The organism is Pseudomonas fluorescens HK44 (assembly GCF_000217955.3).
Taxonomy (GTDB): Bacteria; Pseudomonadota; Gammaproteobacteria; order Pseudomonadales; family Pseudomonadaceae; genus Aquipseudomonas; species Aquipseudomonas fluorescens_AQ.
Genome location: NZ_AFOY02000015.1, coordinates 1267854 through 1289509, shown reverse-complemented (window position 1 = coordinate 1289509; position 21656 = coordinate 1267854). Strand labels below are relative to the sequence as shown.

19 protein-coding genes and 3 pseudogenes are annotated in these 21656 nt (G+C 59.5%); 3 read left to right on the top strand and 19 right to left on the bottom strand.

Translation table 11 applies throughout. The annotated features are described in order from the left end of the window. The first annotated feature begins 3 nt into the window (after positions 1–3). Both HK44_RS18680 and HK44_RS18675 read left to right on the top strand, forming a co-directional pair. Entirely contained in the window at positions 4–1206 is a 1203-nt protein-coding gene (locus HK44_RS18680) for a pyridoxal phosphate-dependent aminotransferase (protein ID WP_242031568.1), read from the top strand. Positions 1207–1356: 150 nt separating this feature from the next. Continuing rightward, positions 1357–2295: a sugar kinase gene (locus HK44_RS18675; protein ID WP_019689108.1), complete on the top strand. Its 939-nt coding sequence runs from the start codon at positions 1357–1359 to the stop codon at positions 2293–2295. A 61-nt stretch (positions 2296–2356) separates the two neighbouring features. Here the strand turns inward: HK44_RS18675 and HK44_RS18670 are convergent. The 6 genes and pseudogenes from HK44_RS18670 to HK44_RS18645 form a co-directional block, all read right to left on the bottom strand. Continuing rightward, a pseudogene (locus tag HK44_RS18670) lies at positions 2357–2770 on the bottom strand (IS630 family transposase); the annotation flags it as partial. Positions 2771–3256: 486 nt separating this feature from the next. Next, positions 3257–3649: pseudogene (locus HK44_RS18665) on the bottom strand (IS5/IS1182 family transposase); the annotation flags it as partial. Between the two features lie 113 nt (positions 3650–3762). Continuing rightward, positions 3763–4094, bottom strand: a pseudogene (locus tag HK44_RS18660) (helix-turn-helix domain-containing protein); the annotation flags it as partial. A 123-nt stretch (positions 4095–4217) separates the two neighbouring features. Further along, positions 4218–6062, bottom strand: coding sequence for a MobH family relaxase (mobH, locus tag HK44_RS18655; protein ID WP_024265069.1), 1845 nt, complete (start codon positions 6060–6062; stop codon positions 4218–4220). A 623-nt stretch (positions 6063–6685) separates the two neighbouring features. Beyond that, complete coding sequence (locus HK44_RS18650; RefSeq protein WP_019689111.1) at positions 6686–7606, bottom strand: nucleotidyl transferase AbiEii/AbiGii toxin family protein; 921 nt, start codon at positions 7604–7606, stop codon at positions 6686–6688. Beyond that, the gene (locus HK44_RS18645) at positions 7599–8357 is read right to left on the bottom strand and encodes a type IV toxin-antitoxin system AbiEi family antitoxin domain-containing protein (protein WP_024265068.1); all 759 of its coding nucleotides are present in this window, start codon (positions 8355–8357) and stop codon (positions 7599–7601) included. The genes HK44_RS18650 and HK44_RS18645 overlap by 8 nt, the downstream gene beginning before the upstream one ends. A 230-nt stretch (positions 8358–8587) precedes the next feature. Between HK44_RS18645 and HK44_RS18640 the strand changes: the two genes are divergently transcribed. Beyond that, positions 8588–8965, top strand: coding sequence for a DUF3742 family protein (locus HK44_RS18640; protein WP_024265067.1), 378 nt, complete (start codon positions 8588–8590; stop codon positions 8963–8965). Positions 8966–8969: 4 nt separating this feature from the next. On the opposite strand, the gene HK44_RS18635 is transcribed toward HK44_RS18640, so the two are convergent. The 13 genes from HK44_RS18635 to HK44_RS18575 form a co-directional block, all read right to left on the bottom strand. Continuing rightward, complete coding sequence (locus HK44_RS18635; protein WP_019689114.1) at positions 8970–10487, bottom strand: conjugal transfer protein TraG N-terminal domain-containing protein; 1518 nt, start codon at positions 10485–10487, stop codon at positions 8970–8972. Between the two features lie 15 nt (positions 10488–10502). Then, positions 10503–10856 carry a hypothetical protein gene (locus HK44_RS18630; RefSeq protein ID WP_019689115.1) on the bottom strand — a complete coding sequence of 118 codons (354 nt, stop codon included), beginning with the start codon at positions 10854–10856 and terminating at the stop codon, positions 10503–10505. Continuing rightward, entirely contained in the window at positions 10853–12187 is a 1335-nt protein-coding gene (locus tag HK44_RS18625) for an integrating conjugative element protein (RefSeq protein ID WP_019689116.1), read from the bottom strand. Before HK44_RS18625 ends, HK44_RS18630 begins: the two co-directional genes overlap by 4 nt. A gap of 82 nt (positions 12188–12269) precedes the next feature. Further along, positions 12270–13220: a TIGR03756 family integrating conjugative element protein gene (locus HK44_RS18620; RefSeq protein ID WP_019689117.1), complete on the bottom strand. Its 951-nt coding sequence runs from the start codon at positions 13218–13220 to the stop codon at positions 12270–12272. Next, the gene (locus tag HK44_RS18615; RefSeq protein WP_019689118.1) at positions 13217–13639 is read right to left on the bottom strand and encodes a TIGR03757 family integrating conjugative element protein; all 423 of its coding nucleotides are present in this window, start codon (positions 13637–13639) and stop codon (positions 13217–13219) included. Before HK44_RS18615 ends, HK44_RS18620 begins: the two co-directional genes overlap by 4 nt. Before the next feature lie 133 nt (positions 13640–13772). Beyond that, on the bottom strand, positions 13773–14501 hold the full coding sequence (locus HK44_RS18610) for a thioredoxin domain-containing protein (protein WP_019689119.1): 729 nt from the start codon (positions 14499–14501) through the stop codon (positions 13773–13775). 13 nt (positions 14502–14514) lie between these two features. Beyond that, the gene (locus HK44_RS18605; protein WP_019689120.1) at positions 14515–17412 is read right to left on the bottom strand and encodes a conjugative transfer ATPase; all 2898 of its coding nucleotides are present in this window, start codon (positions 17410–17412) and stop codon (positions 14515–14517) included. A 1-nt stretch (position 17413) separates the two neighbouring features. After that, on the bottom strand, positions 17414–17848 hold the full coding sequence (locus HK44_RS18600) for a TIGR03751 family conjugal transfer lipoprotein (protein ID WP_019689121.1): 435 nt from the start codon (positions 17846–17848) through the stop codon (positions 17414–17416). Then, on the bottom strand, positions 17829–19271 hold the full coding sequence (locus tag HK44_RS18595; protein WP_019689122.1) for a TIGR03752 family integrating conjugative element protein: 1443 nt from the start codon (positions 19269–19271) through the stop codon (positions 17829–17831). Before HK44_RS18595 ends, HK44_RS18600 begins: the two co-directional genes overlap by 20 nt. Then, positions 19261–20151 carry a TIGR03749 family integrating conjugative element protein gene (locus HK44_RS18590; protein WP_431357339.1) on the bottom strand — a complete coding sequence of 297 codons (891 nt, stop codon included), beginning with the start codon at positions 20149–20151 and terminating at the stop codon, positions 19261–19263. Before HK44_RS18590 ends, HK44_RS18595 begins: the two co-directional genes overlap by 11 nt. An 11-nt stretch (positions 20152–20162) precedes the next feature. Continuing rightward, positions 20163–20852, bottom strand: coding sequence for a PFL_4703 family integrating conjugative element protein (locus tag HK44_RS18585; RefSeq protein ID WP_019689124.1), 690 nt, complete (start codon positions 20850–20852; stop codon positions 20163–20165). After that, positions 20849–21271, bottom strand: a complete 423-nt coding sequence (locus tag HK44_RS18580; RefSeq protein WP_019689125.1) for a TIGR03750 family conjugal transfer protein — start codon at positions 21269–21271, stop codon at positions 20849–20851. The genes HK44_RS18585 and HK44_RS18580 overlap by 4 nt, the downstream gene beginning before the upstream one ends. Before the next feature lie 9 nt (positions 21272–21280). Then, positions 21281–21649, bottom strand: coding sequence for a TIGR03745 family integrating conjugative element membrane protein (locus tag HK44_RS18575; protein ID WP_019689126.1), 369 nt, complete (start codon positions 21647–21649; stop codon positions 21281–21283). Between the last annotated feature and the right edge of the window lie 7 nt (positions 21650–21656).

Below are 21656 nucleotides of genomic sequence, written 5' to 3'. Positions count from 1 at the left end.
AAAGTGAAAAATACTACCAAACTACAAAATCCAGATTTTCCTGTTGTCGCTCGAGCTGGCGTTAAAGCATTATCTAGCTCCATGATTCGAGAAGTAGCAAACCATGCTGCTGGAAAACCAGATGTGTTACCGTTTTGGTTTGGAGAGTCAAATCAATCGACCAATACGATTATTGGAGAAGCAGCTTTATCGTCAATCAAAGCTGGGGAAACATTTTATTCACAAAACTTAGGCCGCCCGTACCTTCGTGCAGCTATTAGTGAGTACCTCTCCGAACTCCATAATGTGAAAATCGACACTGATCGGATCGCCGTCACAGGCTCAGGTGTTTCAGGGTTGATGCTCTGTACTCAACTACTAGTAGAGCCAGGCGACAGGGTAGTCGCCGTAACGCCGATATGGCCAAATCTACTCGAAATTCCAAGAATTCTTGGCGCAGAAGTAATTCGGGTGCCGCTTAGCGTTGTTGATAATCGTTGGACGCTTGACCTAGATAAACTATTGGAATCTTTAACCCAATCAACTCGCGCCCTAATTTTAAACTCCCCCAACAACCCAACGGGCTGGATGATCGATGAGAGAAGTATTGATGTAATATTTAACCATTGCAGAAAGCACGGAATATGGATCATCACTGACGATGTATATGAACGGTTGGTTTATGAGCCAGGCCTGAAGTCTGCGCCTTCTTTCTTAACGCGCTATGAAGATGGTGATCGCATAATTTCTGCCAATAGCTTTTCTAAGGCCTGGACTATGACAGGTTGGCGCATAGGCTGGTTGACAGTCCCGCCTTCTTTAACAAGTGACCTGGCAAAACTAATTGAATTCAATGACTCCTGCGTATTTGAACCAGTACAAAGAGCGGCTCATGCTGCTATTAAGTATGGTGAACCTCTAATTGCAGATCTTCGAACACAACTAGCTAGCTCTCGTAAGCTGTTGGTCGACGCACTTAGTCAAATACCAGGAATTGAAATTCCTGCCGCAGGCGGTGCAATGTATGTTTATTTTCGCGTCTCAGGCGCTGACGATACCTTAACGCTTGCAAAAAGGCTGGTAGACGAGGCAAGTATAGGACTGGCTCCAGGTGGAGCATTTGGCGCAGAAGGTAGCGGTTGGCTTCGTTGGTGTCACGCAGTCGATCCGCAGATTCTCAGTGAAGGTATTTATCGTATCAAACGCTTTTTGTCTACTGGGCTCTAGTTATTATTAAACAACTACGAAGAAATCGACCATCAATTTGACAGTTTTAATATTGCACAAAATCTTGTGATGCATCGATTTTTTGGAAGTCTCCCAGTCTCTTTAGGCAGCCCTTCCAAGCTACATTGCGCAAACAGAGATAGAGAAATAATGAACAATATCGCTCCTACTTGGCGCATCGCATTGATTGGCGAATGCATGATTGAGCTGCAACAACACTCTAATGGTAGTCTCTTACAAAGTTATGGGGGCGATACGCTTAACACCGCAGTCTATCTAGCGCGTGAAATGGGGGGCAACGCAACTGTTGATTATGTGACTGCCTTAGGTGACGATAGTTTTAGCACCGCAATGTGCAAAAGTTGGCAGGAAGAAGGCATAGGCCTGAGTATGACCCAGCGCTTCCCAGGTCGTTTGCCGGGTCTTTACTGTATTCAGACCGATGAGAAGGGCGAACGACGATTTCTGTATTGGCGAAATGAAGCAGCAGTACGAAATTGCTTCGATGAACCTACCTCGGCGCCAATTCTTGCCGCATTATCCGGATACGACGTGTTGTACTTTAGTGGCATTACGCTTGCGGTGCTCGGAGAGTCGGGGCGGAAGAAATTGATAGCAATGCTCAAAGAGGCTCAGCTAAAGGGCGCACTGGTGGCGTTCGATAATAACTACAGATCTCGATTGTGGAGCTCACCTGAGGAGGCTCGAAAAGCCTATCGTGAGACACTACCTTATGTAGGATTAGCCTTACTAACATTCGAGGATGAAAAGGAACTATTCCATCATAGAGACATTGCAGCAGTTTTTGCAGCATGTCAGGAGTTTGGGATCAGTGAAGTCGTGATCAAGCGTGGCGCAGAATCTTGCGTCATTAAATTGAAAGATCAATCTTTCGAAGTTCCGGCTAAAAAAATTGATCGTATTGTAGATACTACTGCCGCAGGGGATTCCTTTAGCGCTGCCTATATTGCATGCCGTCTGAAAGGAGGCGACCCAGCACTGGCAGCCCTGTCGGGACACAGCTTGGCGAGTCAGGTTATTCAAGTACCGGGGGCACTGATTCCAAGAGAGCGAGAAACACAGCCATAATCGTGTGCACTTTACCTGCTATCCTACTGATATAAAATTTTGAGACTAGTGTCCCGTGCGGTTAATTCAAAAATCTATTTTTAATCGCACCCAGCTTTGCTTTATGCACCGAACTGATGATGGACTCAGCCGTTTTGTTCCACTTGAACGGCTTGGCTGAAAACTCATTGTGGGCCTCGATGAATTGACGAGTGCCCGTTTTCAGCTCCGCGACGCTGGTAAAAACACCCCGGTACAGCGCTCGCCGCTCCAGTTGTGCAAACCAGCCTTCCACGGCGTTCAGCCAGGAGGCGCTGGTCGGCGTGAAGTGCAGCTTGAAGCGTGGATGCTTCTCCAGCCACTGCTTGATCACGGGAGTCTTGTGAGTCGAGCTGTTGTCCAGGATCACATGCAGATCCAGTTCGGCCGGTGTACTGCGGTCGATCTGTTGCAGGAAGGCCAGAAACTCCTTGGCCCGATGACGCTGGGTAATCCGTAAGCGCTCCATAAATCCACCTATTCAAAAAAATAGGCGGCGCGCTCAGCGTGTGAGATCCACAAATCGGGGGGGCAATCAAGTCAGGGTGGTGCGGAGGCCATTCGAGGCGGCGTTACTTTATTTTTTGTGGCCTGATATCCACCACCGTCCCGGCCTGTACGTCTTTGATCGGTGAGAGTAAGTGCGGCGAGATATTCCAGCGTTGTCCGTTATCGGTTACCACTGTGACGGTCTTGCGGTTGAACTTCATGACGGTACGAGCAGGGCATCGATGGCGAGCACGCCGTATTGGCGCTATCGACGTACGTGGGGCATGCCAGGGTGAGTGACACCTATTGGTACTTCACCGGTGTGCCGGAACTGATGACGATTGCTGCTGAGCGCTTCCACCGTTATGCACTGGGAGCACCGTAATGATTCCCCCTTGCGGAGTTCCTGCCTCCGTTGCGAACAAGGCTCCCTGATCAACATACCCGGCTCGAAACCGCGGTCGCCCAAATAGCCGTTGATGACCTGCAAAATCCCACCGGCCAGCTCATGTTTTTCCAACAGCCGCCGGAAGTTGAGGATCGTGGTTTCATCCGGAATCCGATCCAAATGCAGCCCGCCAAACTGGCGCAGAATCGTGGTTTCGTAGAGGGACTCTTCCATCGCCGGGTCGCTGTAGCCGAACCAGTTTTGCATCAGATGAACCCGCAGCATGGCCAGCAACGGATACGCCGGACGACCGCCTTCGCCTTTCGGATAATGCGGCTCGATCAAGGCAATCAGGCCCTTCCAGGGCACCACCTGATCCATCTCAATCAGGAAACGTTCGCGGCGGGTCTGCTTACGTTTGCCGGCATACTCGGCATCAGCGAAGGACATCTGTTTCATCGGGGCTCAACCGTTCGATTCGTGTGAGGCGGGTATTTCACCAGATCGGGAAGTCTTTTTCAGAGTTTCCTTAAGTCGGATTTGGCACTAAATTTCCGTATTCCGGGCGCACCCTTGCCGGCAAAGAGAGGATCGTTACTGATTTTGAACGTCTTCAGCCGGTGCGGCTTGAGGTCGGAGCGGCCCAGACTTGTCGAACCTGCCAGGTGCTGACCTGCGCATATTTGGCCATCAGGCGAACACTCCAGTGTGTTGCCTCCTGATAGCGCTTGCGCCATTTAAAGATCACGGAGGCCGATACTTGCATCTGCTCAGCGACGGTATTGGGTGTGAGCCCATCCACCAAGAGAAGCAATATTCTGGCGCGTTGTGCGAGGTTCTGCGCCAATGACCCCATCCGCAACCAGCTTTGCGTTAAAGCAAAGGGAGCAGCGGGACGGGCCATTTGTACAATCAGTCCATGACGTTGGGCCATCACACTTTACCGTCGCCTCGATGGATAGTTGAACTAACCACGCAGGCCACTAGCCAGGGCCTTAAGCGGTGTGTATTGGTAGCAGTAGATCAACTACAATAACTCCTGCTTAAGCGTGAGATAGGGGTTGTTCATAGGGATGTCATTGAACAGTCGCAGAGGGTCATTCAGCAGATAGCCATGTAGCCTGCGTGATTTGCGCGGCCCGGTGACTTCACAGGTCCAGATGTTCAGGCCGTTCTCCTGCTTTCGGTGCAAGTCCAGCTTCTCGAAGCGCTTTTGTACCCACTGCCAGTCTGTCGTCTTTTCTTCTGTTGCAAAGACGGCTGACTGTGGATGTTCCTGTGCGTAACGTTGAAACAGCCCAGGACTCACCAGATACACGGTATCGGCTACGGTATGCACCAGAGCCTTCGCGTCATTGATGATCAGTTTGCGGCTATCGATGTGCTGGCGCAGCCAGGCCATGAAATGCTCGCCTGACGGCAGTGGTCGTGAGCCTCGTTCCTGTGAGGCAGGTGCCGGTGACGTAGCAGTCGCATCGGATTCTTGTTGAACTGGCGCTTGTTTGGGTTCGTTGTTGCCCGGTGGTGAAGGTCGCATGTGGGCGTTATCCGGCGTGGTGAACAACTCCAGTAGATCATCCAGGCCATCCGCAGAGGCCGCGGTTGCGGCCGGTGTGGGCGATGCGAATGTAGGCGTTCCGGTCACAGTCACCGCCGCTGCCTCGCCACTGGCCGATGTGCTGCGGCTGGACGTTGCTGAAGCAGCTTCTTCCTGCGCCGCCTCTTCCTGTACCACCTCTACAGTGCCACTGAATGGAGGTGGGCGCTCTGCGCTTTCCCAGATCAAGGCTGGGGCCAATCGCAGCAAGGTGAATGTGTGCGACCATCCACCCTCGCTCGTGATGACTGCCTTCCAGATTGCCTTGTCATCGACTGTTGGCTGAAGCATGCCGTGATCTTGCAGAACGTTGAACACTGCGGTGTTACTCGACGGGATCCCTTCGATGCCTTGCGAAAGCAGGTGCGCGCGCAACTTGTCTGAGACTGTCTTGCTGACGAGCCATAAGGCGTCCTGTGTCAGCCAGCCGTCCGAGGCCTGTGGCTGGTTCAGCCTCAGCTCCTCCTTGAGCAGGAACCGCAGGCCCTCAAGCAGTTTGCGTTGGAGTGCATGTTTCGGCGCAGCCATCGCCCTGGCCGGATCGCCCCCCAACTCCTGAGCGACCGACGCACGGTCGGCCTGGGTTACGAGCTCACCGAGCACGCCGGCATGTTCATATTGGCCTGCCAGCACATACAGTAACGACGACCACAGAGCGGGATAGTCGCTGAGCCAGTCCAGGATGTGACCATCAAGCAGGCGGTTGTAGAGTAGCCCAGTCGCAGCACTGTGCAGCCGGTACTCACGCTCCTTGCGATAGCGGAAGCGGTACGGATGCGACAATGGTCCGTGCCAGGGGTGCCAGGTGTTGCCGTCGGCATATTCCACATGAAGGTCGACTGCGATCTTGCCAATATCGTGCAGGAGCGCTGCGTAGGCAATGGCGGCTGTCCAGGCTTCGGCTTGTGCTACTTGGTCCTCTGGTGTTGTGCCTGCTGGAAGAAGGTGCGATTGCCGCAGCTTGAGCGCGTAGGCGACGATTTCCAGCCCGTGGTCGAGCATACCGCCTGGATAGGCATGGTGATGGCTTTCCGACGCGGGGAATTGCTGGACCAACTCGGCGTAGCGTTCCAGTGGTGCGAGATACAGGGACCTGAACTGCTTGCGTGAGAGCGAAGTACGTTGCCAGATGTGTTCCAGCAGCTTCTGCCGGCGTGGGGTGGCCAGCAGCGATGCGGCCGACTCCGGCCGCATCGGTCCTTTTCCATTTGCGGCAACCTCTGACGGAGCGGTCGCCACCACTGGAGGGCGTTTGCGTTGGAATAGCTTGAACATGGATGCACCGTAGTCGCGGCTGGCAGGGGAGCCTTTACCTTTTCCGTATAGGCCCATTCCCCTTGAGCCCATTCCCTTGCTACTTGCTGACCTTTAACCCTTCCGGAAACCTTTTGATTGAATTCCTTTTGGGCCAGTGTCGGCGAGCAAGAATGGGGTATGGCGGACTCCCCTTTGTCGTCGCATCGGTGTCATTTGAGTCGACGTTCAAGCTTGTAGAGAACCGGACGAAGAGGCTCTATCTCGCTGGAATGATCTTTCAGTTGCTTGGGCAAATCGCCTTGTCCAATCCTTGTCGTGCGTTGCACATCGGCGCCGGATGTGAGAACCCGAACTCGATACCCGCGGGTCGCGTTATGGCGATCCGTAGGGTAGACGCATGCATCTGGCCGGTCTGGTATCAGCCGGTTTCTCACCCCTATGGGTCGTCGCCATCTCCTGGATTTCGCTCCTAATGCCGGGATGAAAGAGCCACGGAGGGATGGCATGGACAGTCCAGACAACGCTTGTGCGACTTCATCGCGCGGCGCTCGATGCCACGATAGAGGATGGGTAGTGGACTTTGCTCTCTCGTCCAAGAACAAGAGTAACGTTGCTGCTGGCTCAGTATCGACTGTCGGACGTTAGCCTTGGCCCAGGCCAGTCTCGAGTGCGTTAGCCTGAGATGCAAAATCATCGGGGCGACGCTTGCGGAAGGTTTCCAGGTTGCTGAGCTTCCAGCGTAGGGCCGGCAGTTCTGTCGCGTGCTGGCATTGCAGCAGTGACCAGTCGGGCTGCGCGTGCGCCAGACCGGTCAGAAACTGTTTGTGCGCTGTGTTCAGTCTTCTTGGTAGCTCTCGTCGAAGCCGCGTACGGGCATCGAGTAAAGTGTCCAGAGGGCAAGCCACTTCGGTCATTCCCACGAAGGCTCGTTCGTACTCGGTGGCAATGTCCTTGTCATTGCCGAACAGGACTTCGTGGATTGGCCGATTGTGTCCGGCCAGATAGACCACGAAGCACTCCACCATACCGTCCGTGATGCCGCCGGATTCATAGAGCTGCCATACGTCGAACAGATCCCTCGGATGCTGTCGGTCCATGGCTGCGACCAGCTTGCCGGCATAGACTTCGTCGGGCGCAAGGATTGGCACGTCGAACTCGACGCCAAACAGATTGCTCGTTTTGGCACTCAACGGCCTCGGCTCGGCGGTCAACACTGTGCCGCGGAACACGACATTGACTTCAATCTTGACCTGGTTGGACTCGTTCTCGACGATGAGCTTGGTATCCCCCAGGTCCTTGCTTCGGATAAGGCGGGACTGTACCCCGAGGGGCGCTACGCGTTCCCCGATGGCAGCCAGTTCCAGGTTGATTGCGCGCAATGCCTCGTCGCGCGGAACCTGCCACGGGAGATACACCACGTCGATGTCGACGGACAAACGTGGCATGTCTCGCACGAACAGATTGATCGCCGTTCCGCCCTTCATGGCGAAGATGTCGTTGGCGAACACGTCAGGCGCGACGGCAAGCAGCAGGCGAACGGTGTCGGCGTAGCTCTTATCCATAGGGCTTCAAGCTCAGTAACGTGCCGTCGTCAAGTCGGCTCATCCAACGTTTGGCGCTTCCCATGCGAACCGGGTGCTGTGCCAGCAGGGTATCGACGTCCACGATGTTGGTTTCTCTTGCCCAGGTCAGGAACAGCCTGACGGCCTTCACGCTGGTACAGCAGGAAAGCAATTGCCCAAGGAGCTCTTTGCGCGGTGAGCGCAGTCCGTCGAAAAGATTGCGGGCTTCTTCGAGGCTCTGCTTTACGCCGGTCTCGTACAGCAACTCCAGGGAAGCACGTTCGGGGACGGACACTCGCAGTCCATCGGGCAGGCTTGGCGGTGTGGTCAGTGTTTTCTCGGCCAGACCCGCATCTGGCCAGTCGAAGAGGCGAGCGTTGACATAGCGGGCCGGAAATCGTCCAGTGAACCACGCTGGTAGCGAGAAACGGGCGTTACCCCACAGAACCAGCGTTTCCCTGCCCCCCAGGTTGTGGCGTACCCCCTGCATGGCTAGGGCGCTTTTTCCGCCAACGTGCAGGCCAGGTACGCGGCTCTGGAGGAACAGAACCGCCTTGTGAACACCGAATTCATCGTTCGGAAAGGCATAGATACCCTGTGCAAGTCGCACGAGCCAGCCGCCCTCGGCGTAGTGCGCAGCAAGTTGCGGCGACACGCCGAACTGGTCGAGGATGGAGAGGTCGAAGGGTGCACCACGTGGTAACTCAGCCTGAAGGCGTTTGATTACCTGGTGTCGAGAATTTTTATCCATGTCATAAAAATAGCACACGATCCAATCGTCGAAAAGAGTAGGGCAGATATCTGGCGTGAAAAATAGTCTCATGTTATATTTTCTTAACATAATCTAATCGGACTGCGTCAAGCAGTCGATTTCTCTTTGGAACGAACGGGGCAGGAGACCTCTGCCCCCGCCGCGGTCTATGCTAAGGGCGACGCTCGACACACGTACAAGAGACTGAAGTGCGAGGTGTGGCTATGGTTATGCATACACACAACGAACGATGGACCTACCGGTTCGGCCAGGGCATGGGGCGGGTGTGGCGTGCTTATGTACGTCGCGAGCGCCAAGCTGTCGGTTGGCTGAATGCGCACGGCGTTCCTGTCAGTATTGCTAAAATGCTGCTGTGGTTGGTCAAACTGGTGCTTTTCGGCCTTCTTCTGTACGTTGCGTTCTGGTTGACCTTGATTCTGCTATTTTCTATTGCAGCGGCTTGGGCGTCAGGACACAACTCACCAAATGAAGAGGATGAGTGGCCTTTCATGGATCAAGACGAACTTAGGAAAAGCATGTTCTACGACCCCGTCTCCAACAACGACACATCACATGAAATGTACGAGGATGATCAGTCGGGAAGGTGATCAATTATTTCAATTTTCCCGAAATGACGCCCGGCCCCTTCCCGCCAGCCTGACCAGCACCCTTGGTGCCTTCGGACAGCCCTTGTAATACGTTGCCAGCTCGAACTCCAGCCCACGTAAGCGACGCTACCCAAAATCCTGGCAGCACGATGAACATCGTCGCCGTGACAAAGTTGAGCAGCATGTCACCAAACGTGTTGTTCAACCCCATCAGCGGATCGAAGTTGGTATGCGGGCGGTTTGCACCGAATCCCCATCCATAGAGCGCATCGAGGATCGTGCTGTCGATCCAGCGGGCGAGCTGGAACCAGAAGTCCACGAAGAACAACGCGAACTCGACACAGCTCACCGTCACCACCGCTTTCAGATCGTATGTGCCCACCAGCAGCACCAGCGGAATGCAGATGACAAGCGCCATCTTCAACAACGACAGAACCATCGGCAACGCCTGGCGCACCACGTCCATGGCCGGAAAGAAGCCCAGCGAACCCACTGCTAGGCCGACATCGCCCGCGCCGCGGGTCACGATGTTCGGCACCGTCATGCCAACCTGTCCACCGTAGTCGGCATAGACCTGGCCCTGATTCATCTTCTGCTGCTGGGGCGAAGCGATCGCCCGAACCACCGAATCATCGACCTCGCTCTGTGCCAGAAATCCGGCCCAACGGGCGACACGCGAGAGCAAGTCTGGATCGACCTGTGCCAGTAACCGGCTACGCAGTCCTTCGCCGCCATCCGTCCACCATTGCTGGCACGTCGGGTAGCCGCCACCGCTGTCGACCTGTGCCAACCCCGCGTCGCGGTTTGCGTCGTAGGGCCAGGCAGTGCGCGGTGTGCTGGAATGATAGGTGTCGTAGAAACCGGCTGTGTTCAGGAAGTAGCTTGACCCGATCCAGGTCACGTCGTTCATCTGTTCGTCGGACAGCGTCGGCCGGTTCATGAACAGCTTGGCCCGCGCGGGTCCGTAGCAGTCGTGGGTGAAGTCGGCGATCTCCTGTGCCAACACCGGGTCATTGATGCGGGTGGAGTCAATGTCCATGCGCATTTGCCTTAGATCCGTACCGCAGGGGATCGCAGCAACAGCCGCGCCCGTGACAGCCTTGGACAGTGCGTGCATGAAAAACCACCACACGGGCACCAAGGCACTTTGATTATTGAGTGCGGTGTATGAGTTGGACCAGCCGGTATCCGCCGGCTGTGGCACATTGACCTGACACTGTGCGGAGCGGGTGGTGTCGAACTTGATTGTGCTGAAGTCAACCGGGATGAACGGAATGCCGGCGAACATGATGACCACGATCGCTACCCACACCCGGTTCTCGATCCGCATCGATGACAGCACGCCTTTGTTGCCCTCATCGGCGCCTTCGGCGCGCGCCCTGAGCCACTCGTGGATGACGATCGCCAAGAACGGCAGCGCGAACACACCGCTGGCGACCAGGATGTTCCAGATGCCATTGTTGACGATCCAGCCCACCAGCGTCAGGTAGTACTCCAGGTAATCCGTCGTGTAGAGCGTCATGCCAGTCTCTCCGTCTTAACCCTGCCGAAGCCATGCGCTGCCTTCCAGTAGCACGATGGCGATCACGGCTGCGATCTCGGTGCGCAACAAGCGTTGCTGGGTTTCAGCAGCCGGCTCGCGCAGTCGCAACCTCCCGCGCATCCACCACCAACCGACAGCCGTCACCGCATACAGGCAAACCCGCCAAAAGAAGAAATAACTGGCGTGCGCTTGCAGCCAATGCTCCCAACCGTGGATGTCGCCGACCACATGGATGCCGGCAATGTTCACGGCCACCGCCGCTCCCACCACCAGGCAGATCCACAACAGCGCCGCACCTACCCTGCGATTGAAAAGCCACGGCAAGCGCAGCCAGGTCGGCAAGGTCATGGCGTCCCGCTCCTGGGCCGCTGAATCTGATCAAGTCGGTCGCGCGTGGTGTCTCCCTCATAGATGCCGCGCGAGCCGGCAGCACGGGTGCTGTGACGCTGGATGATCGTCATCGCCGAGTTGCCGGCCAGCTCGCGCCGTAGTTCCAGCTCGGTCTTGAGGTTGTTGATGTCCTGTTCGAGCGCACTGTTCTCCTGATCAACCGCCTGCACAGCCAGCTCGTTGGCGGCGACGTTCGGTTCTTTCTTACCCGTGAGCAGTGTGCGCTGAAGCAGCAGTGCCTTCTCCAGCACGCTGGAGAGCGCCGCTTCCGAGGCGAGCCGATTGCCCAGCACGTCCTGGTCGGGTTCGTCGCGCAACGCTTCGACCACGCCCCGGGTGATCGGCAGCGAATTGCTGCCGGCTGCGGCGAGGTTGGCTGCGGTCGTGGGTTTGGCACCGGTGATGAGGTCTTGCAGCGCCTGCAGCTTCGTTTCGAACTCTTCCTGAATCAGCGGCGTGAGACCCACGCCGGGCGTGGTCTGTGTTTTGGTGCAGCTTTCGCAGGTACGCTGCTCGCGCTCACCCAGCACACGAGTCGCCCAGTCGGCAGCTACCTGCGGCGATGACCAGGTCTGACACGTCAGACGGTTGCCGCAGGAATTGCGGTCAATCGAAGAGGTGTCGACGGCGCCGCGACCATTGAGCAGGTTGTAACCTGCACGGGTTACATCGCTGACCACCTTGATTGATCCCTGGCCGGCACCGCCTGCGTTGTTGCCGCCGACCCAGGGAACGCCGTAGTTGCCTTTGCTGGATTCGGCCTGCTCGATCGCGGAGACGGCGTCGGTGCTGCCCACCGCGCTTTTGAGCGCCATGCCCTCGGCAAGTTGATCCCAACCCGCCTGGCCGCCCGCCATATCCGCCATCCTGTTGGCGATCGTGCGGCAGGTCATTTTCGATCGATCAAAGTCCAGGCGGGCCTGCAGAATGCCGTTGGTCAGCAGGTTGTAGAGCCCAGGGTCCGCGCGCTGAATGATCAGCGCTGGCAGCGAAGCCACGGCGCTGGTGGCGTTCTGGATCACATTGCTCATGATCGATTGGAAGCCATTGCTGACGCCATTGAGCTGGTTCTGCAGCGTGGTCGTGAGGCTCAGGTCGCCGCAGATGAGGTTGCTGTTCCAACCCCCGCCGACGCCGAGGCTCTGCATGCTTCCGGCTCCGCCCATGGACACGGCCCGCCCGCCGCCAATGCTGTAGAGCACATCGTCGCCGATGACGCTCCCACTGACGTTGGCGCCGTTGCTGTCGATACGGGTCTGGGCCCCGGCGGATCCGGCGAGAAGGGTCATGCTGGCGGCGAGGAAGGCCGCTGGAAGGTACCGTCTCGAACGGCGGCTGGGAGGGGAAAAGTGCGCGCTCATCGTCAGACCCTCACCTGAAATCCACGCTGCCGAGAAAGACTTGCCCCCGGCGCTGGCAGCAGGCATACGGCCGCCACAGCGCCCAGGCATAGTCTCCCTGCATGGCCTGCACCTGGGCGTTGTTGTTGGGGAAGACCGCGCAACGGGTCGAGAACGTCGGCGTGAGCTCCTGCCACTTGCCGGTGGAGGCCTCATTTTCCACCAGCTCACCGGCAGGCCAGTAGCCCTCGCGCGCGTTGGCCAACAGGGGCTGATACACGTGGATCTGGCCCCGGCGGGTCACGATGTCGCCTGCGCGCTGTGCGACAACCGCGCTGCTCTTGTAGTCGTCGACCTGATGAAGGAATCCTCCGCGGGGGTACACGTTTCCCCACAGGTTCATCGACGCGCGCCCACCGATTTCCCGCCTGCCCGGAATCAGCGCTTCGGGATAAACCGCTTCCGGTACGTTGTAGCGCCAGGCCAGCGTGTCCAGCGTGCTCAGCAGATACGGCATAAAAGCCGTTCCCGCGCCTTCGCAGGTGTAGCCAGACTGACTGGCGAAGCGACTGAAAACAGCGCCGCCAGGATGGCCGACGACGTCGGCATTCTTGAACTTGGCGAGGTTGTTCTCATTGTCGTGATTGCTCGTGCCGTCGCCGCCGGCCCGGGCTGTGGGGTTGGGTACGCTCATCAGCGCCACTTCCGCCCAGGGGTTCTCCCCGGTGTTCGAGTAGCTCGACACCACCGCATCAGGGATGTAGTGCCGTACCTTGACCGATGTCCGCACCGTGCAGCCGCCCAGCGAGCAGTACAGCCAGTAGCAAACCCCGACGACCCGGTATTCAAGGCAATCTGGCGACAACACCGACGAGACGATGGTCGCCGTGTTCAGGGCGAAAGCCGACGTTGCCCCGCCCAGTAGCAGGGCGGCCGCAGCAAGCCGAAGGCGTCGTGAAGACGCGAAGAACCTGCGGTTCATGGCCGGGTACTCCGGTAGGCGTCAATGCGTGCGACGGCTCGGGCTACGTCGGACTCGCCGTAGACCACGTACCGCCGATCCACCACGATGGCTGGAATCTTGGCAACGCCCAGTCCCCAGGCGTCAGTTATGCCCTGGTAGGCCTGGCCGATGCGTTGCTGCAGCGCGCTACCGCCATCGCGTAACCGCTGCTGCAACAGCGCCACCGCGGCATCGGGAGCGGCCGGCAGATTTTGGGTCAGCTCCGCCTCGATGCGGGCAGGCTGGTCGAGCTGGATGACCCGCGTTCCTGCGGGGCTCTGCACCGGATGCAGGGTGTCGGTGATGACGAGCACGTCAGCGGCAGCAGCCGGACTGAACAGCACGATGATGTACAGGACGCTGGCCAGCGCGGCGACAGTGGGCAACTGGATCAGCATAACGGGCCTCCACGAAATCAAACCATGGCGTAGTCGACCCCAAAAGAAGGAACGGGAACGACAAAGAAACCGCATTCGGCGCGCCCCGTTTTCCGGGGCGAGCCGATACGTGACCTTAGCTGAACATCGGCACTCACCTGGACAGGTCGTCGACGGCGTCGGCGGGCATCTCTGCAGTTTCGGCATCGCTGCTTAGCAGGTCGATCGCGGACATCAAGGCGTCGCCCTCCACGGGGCCGTGCAGCAGCAGCGTCTTGCCTGAATGACTGTCGCGCAGACGCAGCGTTGGTGTGGCCGCGATTCCGCTCTGCGCTGCTTCGGCGGCCTGCGCGCGGATTGCCACATCCGGGCGGTCACTGTCGAGGCAGCTTTGAGCGGCCAGAGTGGTTTCTGGAAAGTGCACGTCTTCCGGCAGACCCTGACCAACGCCCCGGGAGTGCGAGTAGATCCAGGCCACCGCCTGCCAGAACCCATCATGTCCACCCACCTCACCTGCGCATTCGGCCCAGCGGGCCTCGGCAGTCGCGGCCGGCTCGTGGATCGACAGCGGCAGGTGGTGCCACTGCAAGTTCACCTCGGGGTTATCGTCGATCCACTGCTTGAGTACGGGAAAGTACGCACGGCAGTACGGGCACTCCAGATCGGCATATTCGATCACCGTGAAGCGAGCGCCGGCCTGGCCGTAGACCCAGGGCGGGCCTGACGGCATCGGCGCGTTCGCGACAACCGATGCTGTGGAAGTCGCATCCTTAGATGGCCTTGGCGTCGAAAGGAGTGTCCAGCCAGCGATGACGAGCACCGCAATGGTCAGCAAGCCGACGATACGGCGTGAATGGGATCGAGCGAACATAGCCAGGCGCATTGTATTCCTCCAGCTAAGCCAGCGCGTCCAACGACAGCGGTTCGATGCCCCGCGCGCGGTCAATTGTTTCGGCCATCAGTAAAGCGGCGTCGAGTTCACTGATACCGTGCTGCTGCATCAGCTGGAAACGCTGCGCTTTTTCTTCCGGCTCCGTCATTGCCATGGCGAGATAGAGGCTCGGCGGCACAGCCCGGAACAGCACCTCCATCGATTTCGAGAGAATCACGCCCTCGCTGAACTTGCCGGCTTCCTTGCGTGCCGACAGCATCAACGCTTTCTGCGAAGGGTTCAGTTCGCGAAACCGCGCGATCTTCTCCACTTCGTCGGGTGGCATGGACAGGCAGATCCACCATTCGATCATTGAGAGCATGGGTTCAGCGGCCTTCGGCAGGTCGTCCAGGTTCTGCGTAGCCAGCCAAAACCATGCGCCTAATTTCCGCCACATCTTGGTCACCTTCACCACATAGGGCGCGAGCAGCGGGTTCTTGGTGATGATATGGCCTTCGTCGGTGACGTTGATGATGGGCCGCCCGAGGAACTGGTCGCGCTCGGCGATATTGTTAACCGTGTTGATGAGCGAGATGTAGGCAATTGAGAGCTGGGCGTTGTAGCCTTCGCGCGCGAATGTCGCGAGATCCACGATGGTGATGTCCGCTTCGGGCCACGGTGTGCCTGGCCTGTCGAACATCTCGCCATCGACGCCCTGGCAGAACATGTCCATCGCATCAGCCATCTCCAGCAGCCGCGTGCGCCGGGTCTCAGGCAGCGTGGCATCGCGGCCGCGCTCGCGCAGCGCATCGCACACGTCGCGGGTCAACACCGTGCGCTTGGCTGCCACACAGCGTTGCGCCGCATCGAGAATGCACTGCCGGATCAGGCTGCGGTCGGCGCGCGTCATGCGGGCCTCTTCCTTGTCTTCGCCGCCGGTAATCATCAGCCGCGCGGTGATTTCCAGTTCGCCAAGGACGTCGCGCTGCTCGTCACCTTCGGCTGTCGACTCCACATCGCTTTGATCGTCGTCAAGCGCATCCGCGTCAAGCGTTTGTACCTGGCTCGGCGTATTCACCAGGCGCCAGGCGTCGGCGAATGGCGCGAGGCTGACGCCCGCGCCCGGTGCGAGTTTCACCCGATGCACCGTGAGTCCCAGGCGCGCGGCAAAGTCGCCGAAAAGACCAAATGAGTTGCCGGCTTCGACAATGAACAGCCGCGGCCGGTAGATCGCGGTCACCTGATTGAGGATGTTGTTGAGGGTTGCACTCTTGCCCGATCCCGTGGGGCCGAAGAGGAACAGGTGCGCATTCATTTGCCGGTCGAGCCGGTTCAGAGGGTCGAAGGTGATCGTGCCTCCGCCTCGATTGAAGAATGTGATGCCGGGATGCCCGGTGCCCTGGCTGCGCCCCCATAGCGGTGCGAGATTGGCCGCGTGCTGCGCAAACATGAGTTGCGTGTACCACTGGCGCTTGTCGGTGGCCGGGTCGAATACGCATGGCAACCACCGCAGGTAGCTGTTGAGGGGCGCGACCTCATCCTCCTCGCGAACTGGCTGCAGTCCTGCATTGAGCATCACGTTGACCAGTTGCAGCCCACGGGCGTCGAGTTGGGCCTGATCGCGGCCGCGCAGATAGAACGCCAGTGCTCCGCGATAGAGCTTGTGGGCACTGCCGATAAGGCTACGCGCCTGTTGCACATCCTGGCGAGTCTGCTCGGACGCCAGCGTTTCACCCACGGACTTCTTGCTGAGGTGGTTGAGGTGCGCTTCCAGCACGTCCTGCGGCGTGGCGACCAGCGTCAGGCACATCACCGTGTCTTCCGGCATCTGATCGAACAGTGCGTTGACGGCATCGCCGCCCTTGCGGGTTTCGCCCGTCAGGTGCCCGGTCATGGGCGGCGTGCGCAGGCGATCGGTCACGATCACCCGATGAGGCATGCCATCGAAGAACCACGTACCGGTTGTGACGTCGGAGCGGGGCTGCCCGAAGAACAGGCGCTGACTGAAATCCGTGCCGCTGGCCAGTTCGATGTCACCCTCCGTCATTTCCTCCGGATAACGGGTCAGCGCATAGAAGCGCTCCCGGTCCTCGGCGGCCTCCCCCAGCAGGGTCGGAGCCGGATTGAACCAGCGTAATAGCCAGTCATGGATGTCCGCAGCGCCCAGACGCCGTGATTTCACGCCGGCATTGGACAGGCCACCGATGAGCCGGTCGCAGATGGTGGTCAGCGCCTGATCGGGTGACTGTCCACGGCGCGAAGAGGCGGCCGTGGGCGTGCGACGGTAGACCACCATGCGCACGCGCCTGACCTGGCCGCGCCATGGCAGACGTGTGACCGTCGTGTCCTCGAATAGCCCGCCTGGCTTGGCGATGGCGCGCAGGTGATGAGCGAAGAACCGCAGGTAGAAATCGCTGAAGGCGCTGCCTTGGGCTCGTGGTTGAAGATAGGTGACCAGCGATTGCAGGTAGCTGTCCCAGTTGGGCTCGTCCTGGGCATAGAGCTGGACTACCCAGGGGTTGTCATCGAGTTCATCGAACGAATCTTGCAGCGCGTTTTCCAGTGCATCGCGTGCTTGCCACAGCCACGTCATCTCACGGCCTTCCGTCCCAATCGGCATGAGCTCGAAGAAGCCTGCCACGGACTGGCCGTCCTCCAGCAGCATGCAGTGGGTGTCCGTCAGGTACTCGACCCAGGGCAGCAGATCCGCAAACGATGGCGCCACGTCATAGAGGGCCTCGGCATCGGCCTGGGTGGCCGACTTGCGCTTGCCATGGCCGAGCGCGCCACCGGGTTCGGCAATGCCATGGGCCGCCAGCGTCGAGACGTGCCGTTCCCAGGCATCGTCAGGCGCGATACGGGCGTGCGCGGTGAATGTCGAGGGAGCGGGGGCCTTGTGCGACCACGGCAGCGACCAACCCATATCAGTAGTCCTCCAGCCGTTCGCCCGGCATGGCGTACTGCACACGCTGGTACAACGGGAACACGGTGCTGTAGCCCGGCACGGGTACCGGGTCGGTGCCCGCCAGATGCGCAAACACGTACATCACGAGGTCTGGGTTCGGTAGGCGATGAAACTGTCGATAGATTTCGTTGCTCGCGGTGCGGGTGTAGGCCGCGTTGATGGTGGGTGTTGCCTGCACATCGGCATCGGCCAAGGGCCGGCGCAGTGCCTGACGGGCATCGAGCAATTGCCGGGCGGCCTGGCCACCACCCGCGCCGCCGCCGGTTTCCTGGTTCCAGATGTCGAGCATGGTGTTATCACCATGCGACAGCATCTTTTCCTTGCTGGTCGCGCAGCCGCCCAGCAAGACGGCTGCGAGCAGCATGAAGATGGTTTCAATCCAGATCCGGCGCATGAGTCTCTCCGAGGCGGTGATTGACCTGGCGCCCCTTGGCGTCGTAGTCGATATTCAGGGGATGCTCCAGATGCACGGCGACTTTTGCGCCGGGCTGCACGTAAATGGCGGCGAATGCCTGGCCGTAGAGCTTGTTGACCCACTGCGACATCTCTTGCACACCACCGGCGAGGATGCGGCCCATGGCGTCATTGCCGGAAATACCGACCGTACCGAGTGAGCCATTGCCGTTGCTGAGGTAGGAGACGTTGCCGCTGTCGGACTTGATCAGCGAGGCCACGCCTGCACCCGCCGCCGTGATGAGGGCCTGCGAGCCGAGGTACTGCTGGGCGTTGCTGCGCCGTTCACCGGTCACGCAGGGGATTCCGTAGGGATCGCTGATCCAGCCCAGACCGCCCTGAATCGTCGAGCCGTTGTTGTTCTGGGTAGTGTTGTGGGTTTCGCCGTTGGCGTTACCGCTGTCCTCCGGTACCGTGCGAATGGTGCCGTCCTGGAACACGAACGTGACCGAGCGGATTTGTCCCCGGACGCACGAGAGCGTCCAGTCGCCTGAGGCGGTACCGCTGACCACCGCACCGGCCACGTCGGGGATATCGATGCCGTTCGCCGTGAGATTGTCTGGACCGATCAAGACCTTGAACGGATAGGGGTCGTTGACCGTACCGTCAATGGGCACGCGGCCGATCAGTGCGGTCATCGCGATCGAACCCATGAGCGTGGAGTTGGAGGGCAGGGTGTAGGCCGGCTTCGTCGAGTTACCCACAGCGCGGCTACCGGCGTCGGCCACTGAATTCACAGCCGTCGAGAGGGTCTTCTGCGCAGGTCCGAAGCTGGTTGGGAAGCCAGGCCCCTGACTCGCGCCGACGTTCTTTGCGTCGGTCTTAGCATCGTCGGGCTCGATCCATTGTGTGCCGCTGGATCCGCCGAAGTTCTTGCCGTCGCCGTCCTCCAGCCCCAGACCGACAGGCAAATCAGCGTGGCTGCCCTTGCCTGCGAGGCCGTCCAGACGCCGCTGCAGATCCTGCAACAGACCTTGCGTCTGCTGCCTGTCGCTGCTTACCTGGTCGCGTTCCTGCTGCAAGCGGGTGCGTTCCCCATCCAGCGCACCCTGGATGCGCTGATCGATTGCGCTTTCGCGCGCGCGCAGGCGCTCGTTATCGGCCCTCTGGTTCTTGTTGTCGCCCTGTGTCGTCTGGAGTTCGTTGCGCAACTGCTTGACTTGCGCGACCAGGGTGGCGACGGTATCGCGGGGCGTGTCACCCTCGATACCCAAGGCTTTCATCTCCTCGGGCGTGAGCTGGCTGGCCGCGCCCTCTGGCGCCGGATGGCCGCCGTGATCCCCGGAGAAGAGCCTGATGCCGACGAACACCAGCAGCAGCGCCATCGGGATCATCAACCATTTGAGCAGGCCATTACTTTTCATCGCGCGCTCCTGCGGTCGACCCGGCCGCCGGCAGGTTCACGGCGGCGTCGATGGGATTCACTGCAGGCAGCAGCGACTCACTTAACCCATGGCCGCGCGTGACTAGGTAGAGCACGGTGGTGTCGGTTGCCTGGCCCGACGGTCCCAGGTCGGCATGCTGGAAGGTTGCGGCCATGAAGTTGCCCTGCAGAGCGCGGGGATCCAGATCGAGCCAGCGAGCCGAGGTATTGGTGAGCCGAACGGCCGTGACCCACTGGTCCTCCAAACGCCAGGCCGCCAGTACCCGGGCACGCACCGGCAATGTTGGCAGCAAGGTGTCAAGGGTCGGTTCGCGGCGAAGGTTTGCCCGTGCGATGCCCGGCACCGGTTCAACCGTCCGTAGGGGGGCATACAGGTTCTGTGCCGCATAGCGCGTCAGTACCACTGGAATCGGCGTTTCGCGCCGGGTCGCCGGCTTGTTTTCCGTATCTCCGGGTTCGTCGCTAACGCTGTTTGAGGCGTTGCCGCCGTAGCGCTTGGCGGGGACCTCCGCCTCCACGATACGGATGGGCTCCAGCGGCGGTAGGCCGTCCTTCGGCGGCTCAGCGATGATATCGAGCAGGAGCAGCGCACCGGACTCCACGTCCTGCAGTTGTAACCGTGTAGGCGTAATCGGGTCGTTCGCCCGCAGATAAATGGCACCCCCGGCACTTTGCACGCGCAGGTGGTCACGCACGCTGGCTGGAACGCCGACCCGTACATTGCGGTCGACGAAGATCACACGTTCCTGGCCGACGACCAAGGGAACAGCCAGGGGCAGGCGTTCCCAGCGCAGGATCTCCACCGCGTGACTGGCGGGGACCAGGCCAAAGCTCAGCATGACGCTGGCGAAGGCCAACATAGCAAGTCGCTTCATGGGGTACCTTCCTGCAGTTGCCTCGGGGTATTGGCTCCCGATCCGGTTGGAGAGGGCGGTGGCGCCTCAATACGCTGGGGCGCGCTGGCATAGCAGTCCAACGCGAGGCCGAATGGGTTAAGTTCGGGATTGACGTCCATGCGCACGACCTTCAGCGGATAACGCACCAGGGCCCGCTTGACCTGTTCGGAGCCGTAGTACTCGTCGGCGCTGAGGTCGAGCGTGACGATCCAGTCGTGGTCGGAAACCACCTTGACCCGGGCCGTGGGATCGTCGCCGTACCCACGCCCAGGAATCTCGTACACGCCACGCACGCGCTGACGCAGCTCACCGTTGCTGCGCCGGTATTCAAAGTCCTGTTGCAGAAAAGCCTTGCAGCTCGGGGTCAGGTAAGCCGACAGCGCACGCAGGTTGCGTGGATAGTCGTCTTCGCCGTTCGTGGGCCAGCGCTGAACCTGTTGCCAGATGTAGAACGAAAAGGCATACACGCTCTCCGGCGGCACTTCCCACCATTTGCGCGTGCTGCCTGAACGAAGATCAGGCGGCACATGGATCGTGAGGTTCTTAGGTGCGCTCCACCAACCGATGCCGAGCAACAGCGCTGCTACGAGCAGTGCGCCGACGCCGAGGCGGAGCGTCTTCACATGGGCCTGCAGATGGGCGACCTCGTTCTTGAAACGGCTCATGCACGACCTCGATCGACGTGGTGCTGTTTATTGCGCCGCGTGGCCCAGTAGCCCGATCGAGTAATCAGGCCGCGGCCCCCGAAGTGCGGGGCAAGTGCCGGATGGCGCAGAGCCAGCCGCCATTGAAGCTGCCGGTATAGCCAGGTGTCAGGCCGGCCGCGCTTCTGCCGGCGCAAGAATCCGCCGCCCACGAAGACGCCGAGGGCGATGCTCGCGACGATCAAGGTGGGGATCATGGCGATACTGCGGGTAATCCACGCCAGTGGCAGACCGAGCGCCAGCCCGAGCGCGGCCGATAGTGCGGCACAGATCCACAACTCGTCGGCGGTCAGCCCGCGCACAACCACCGGCTGACGGTTCAGACGATGGGGCAGGAAAGTCACCAGTGCGTCTTGAAGGATCTCCGAGGGGGCAGCCATCGTTGCTCCTTACAGCACGCCGGTGGCTTTGGTCAGCAACCAGATGCCAACAACCAGCAGGATTGCGCCCACCGCGACGGACAGACCAAACTGGCCCCAGGTCGCGCGGCCGGTGTGGATCTCCGAATAGCGCGTGTAGGCGTGGTAGCAGACACCGACGAACATTGAAGCGACGACGAGCAGCGCGATCAACATCACGATGTCGTAGCCATAGTTCTGTAGCGTCTGCAGGATGCCACTGCCGGCGCCACGTGATGGGTCTTCCATGGTCGGCAGGCCGGCCGGAAACGCCGACAGCGGCGTACTGGCAATCACGGGCGCAATGAACGGCGCAACGATGCGGGACGAAATACGATGGGAGCTGGATGACATGTTCATAGCGATG